Below are 3,122 nucleotides of genomic sequence, written 5' to 3'. Positions count from 1 at the left end.
CGCTGAGGCCGTACCGGGCGGCGAGTTCCTCGGGGGACTCGTCGGTGGGTGCCTGCGCCTGTGCCTGTGCCTGCGCGGGGGGCGTGGCGGGTGGCGGTGTGTGGAGGACTGGGCTGCTCACATCCGCTGCTTTCGGTCAGGGGGACGTCCCCGTGTGCCTTGTACTGCTCTTTGCCTTGCTCTTGCCTTGCTCTTACGTCGGGACGGGACCGTATCGTCGTAACGCGAGCGTAGGACGAAACGACGTCGGAACGCAACCGTCTCGTCGTAACGCCCCTATGCTGGTTCGTATGACTTCGAACGCCGACGCCCCCGCAGCGCAGTCGACGCGGCAGCCCGCGCAGCCGAAGCCGCGCCGCCGGGCCCCCGCCGGGGCGGCCGTGCTCCGTGAGGACGTGACCGAGGCCATCCGGGCCGCGGTCTTCGAGGAACTCGCGGCCGTCGGCTACGGCCGTATGTCCATCGAGGGCATCGCCCGGCGCGCGGGAGTCGGCAAGACGGCGGTGTACCGCCGCTGGCGCTCGAAGCTCCACCTTGTCCTCGACCTGGTCTCCGCGGTGGCGGTCCAGGGCCTGCCGATGCCGGACACCGGCTCACTGGAAGGCGACCTGCGGCTGCTGTACGAGGTCACGTCCCGCGCCCTGCGCCACCCGGTGGCCGGCCAGATCATCCCCGACCTCCAGGCCGAGGCGGCCCGCAACCCCGAGATCGCCGAGGCGATGCAGAAGGCGTTGCGCGAGGGCCAGCAGAGCGTGGCGAGCGGCATCGTCGCGGCGGCGGTCGCCCGCGGGGAGGTGCGGGACGGGATCGACGAGGACCTGACCCTGGACCTGATCTCCGGTCCGCTGTACTGGCGGGCACTGGTCGTACGGGGCCCGAAGCTGCCGAAGGAATACCTGGCGAGCCTGTCGAGGGCGACGGCGGCGGCGCTGCGGGCGCTGTAGGGATGCGCATCCGGGCGTGCTCCGTCTCGGTGAAGCCTGAGGCGCTGATTCTGTTGCCCCTTGGAAAGCGGCGGGGCGGTCTCCGTGTCAGGCACGTCACCGTTTGACAGGGGGTAGCCGGCGGTTTGCGATGGTGACGAGACGTCGACGCGGCGTTCTCGGCTTCGGCGTATGACGCGGAGCATGACCGAGGAGGCCGTCATGGCAACGCATTCGTCGCACCGCCCGTCGGCGGATGTCGCTGCTGGCGTTGCTGAGGCTGGTGGCGCTGCCGGCGCGGTTGCCGGACTGTGGCGCTACCCCGTGAAGTCGATGATGGGGGAGGAGCTGAACGCCTCCGAGGTCACGGAACAGGGGCTTTTCGGGGATCGGCGGTTCGCCGTGGTCGATCCGGCGACGGGCAAGGTCGCGGGTGCCAAGAACCCGCACAAGTGGGGAAATTTCTTCGAGTTCCGAGCCGCGTATGTCGACCCTCCGCGGGCGGGCGGACACCTGCCTGCAGTCCGCCTGACCCTGCCCGACGGGACCGTCCTGACGAGCACCCAGCCCGATGCGGCCAGGCTGCTGTCCGAAGCGCTGGGCCGGGAGGTCACGCTCGCGACCCTCGGGACAGCCAAGGGCGACGGTGAGTCGTCCCGCGCGACGGCCGAGGAGTACTGGCCGGACATGGCAGGGCTCGACCACCGGGACACCGTGACCGACTGGGACCTGCCGACGGGGACCTTCTTCGATCTCGCCGTGGTGCACCTGCTGACGACGGCAACGATCGATCAGCTGCGCGCGCTCTATCCCGAGGGACGCTTCGAGGCTCGCCGGTTCCGCCCGAACATCATCGTGGAGACCCGTCCGGAACTGCGGGGTTTCGTGGAGAACGACTGGGTCGGGCGCACGGTGGCGATCGGCGACGAGGTCCGCCTGCGGATCACCGGTTCCTGCCCCCGCTGCGTCATGATCACGCTGCCCCAGGGGGACCTGCCGCACGACGCGGGCATCCTGCGTACGGCGGCGCGGCACAACCAGGTGAACGTAGGGGTCTACGCCGACGTGATCTCGGGCGGAACGATCCGGCGCGGGGATCACATCACGCTCGTGTGAATCGGGCCCCACCCGTGCGGCGGCGAGCGGCGTTGGTCAGCCGACCTCACGGCCAGTCATCGTTCGGGGATGTCGCCGGCCCCGTACACGGCCCCCACGAGCCCCCCGGTCACGGCCGCGACGGTGTCCGTGTCACCGCCGAGGTCGACGGCGGCGCGGACGGCAGCCTCGTACGAGTCGGTCGTCCGCAGCGCCCAGACGGCGGAGCCGAGGCGCCCGCTGCCAAGGGGCCGGGCCCGTCACTACGGCGGAAGCGACGGGCCCGGCTAGGACTCCCCAGGTCCCACATCTTCAACGCGATCGGCGAACAGCGACCTGAGTTCAACGAACTCCGGTATGCCCCGCGCACGTGGGACGGACAGCTCACCAGAACTCTGGCTCTTGCCATTGGATACACGTTGGACGCTGCCCCCCAGAGGACAAGAACTCCTTTACAGCCTGACGCACAAGAGCGATGGGTATTTCGGAGTGACTTGGAAATTCGGTGGCATTTTCCATAATGGAGTAGGAGACCTCTCCTCGCCCGCCCGATGGATCAAACGAAACCCAATTTCCGTTGTCCATGAAGCCGAGGACCCCGACCTGAAGGTCTCCGTGAGCCCCAACCAGCAACTCGTGATCAGGAACCCCTGCCGGCATGAGCGGACGTTCCAAGCTGTGCAGCGCGGCCAAGTTCTCCGATGGTCGGCTTGCAAGGAGCGCGTCGATCAAAGCGTCAACATCGCTTGGGCTTTGAAGCAAAACCGGATTATCTCCGTGCTCCCGCCGATAGTACGCTTGCACCCGGCTGTGCGTCACTTCGCGCCTCCATAGGGCCACTGGTCATAGCCGCCTTTGAAACAAGGGATTGGCTCGCCAGCTATCGCCGACCAAAGTCGCCAACTACGTTCGACCACTCGCGCGCTCACCTGCGCGGTCTCTCCGCCTGTCCGCCATGTATCAGCGGCCGTCACAGGCGCCGAGGGTGCGCTGCGGATCAGTCAAGGTGCCCGGTTTTGAGGACGGTAAGGAGAGCGCGGAGAGGGGTGGGGCTGGTGGTCAGGTGCGTGGCGGGGTGGTCACTCTCGCGGATGTGTATGGAGG

Annotated in this window: 3 protein-coding genes and 1 pseudogene; 2 read left to right on the top strand and 2 right to left on the bottom strand. The window is 68.1% G+C overall.

Features of this window, described 5'->3' with window-relative positions; genetic code table 11:
- Positions 1-290 precede the first annotated feature (290 nt).
- On the top strand, positions 291-944 hold the full coding sequence (locus tag FNH08_RS47775) for a TetR/AcrR family transcriptional regulator (RefSeq protein WP_152778162.1): 654 nt from the start codon (positions 291-293) through the stop codon (positions 942-944).
- A 201-nt stretch (positions 945-1,145) separates the two neighbouring features.
- Positions 1,146-2,039 carry an MOSC domain-containing protein gene (locus FNH08_RS47770; protein ID WP_152778161.1) on the top strand — a complete coding sequence of 298 codons (894 nt, stop codon included), beginning with the start codon at positions 1,146-1,148 and terminating at the stop codon, positions 2,037-2,039.
- Positions 2,040-2,098: 59 nt separating this feature from the next.
- On the opposite strand, the pseudogene FNH08_RS47765 reads toward FNH08_RS47770, so the two are convergent.
- Both FNH08_RS47765 and FNH08_RS54285 read right to left on the bottom strand, forming a co-directional pair.
- Positions 2,099-2,251 (bottom strand): annotated as a pseudogene (locus FNH08_RS47765) (ADP-ribosylglycohydrolase family protein); the annotation flags it as partial.
- Positions 2,252-2,402: 151 nt separating this feature from the next.
- Positions 2,403-2,822, bottom strand: coding sequence for an Imm1 family immunity protein (locus FNH08_RS54285; RefSeq protein WP_407704598.1), 420 nt, complete (start codon positions 2,820-2,822; stop codon positions 2,403-2,405).
- Positions 2,823-3,122 lie beyond the last annotated feature (300 nt).

Source organism: Streptomyces spongiae, from assembly GCF_009377185.1.
Taxonomy (GTDB): domain Bacteria; phylum Actinomycetota; class Actinomycetes; order Streptomycetales; family Streptomycetaceae; genus Streptomyces; species Streptomyces spongiae.
The sequence above is the reverse complement of the archived record's forward strand: the minus strand, read 5'-3'. Positions and strand labels throughout refer to the sequence as shown.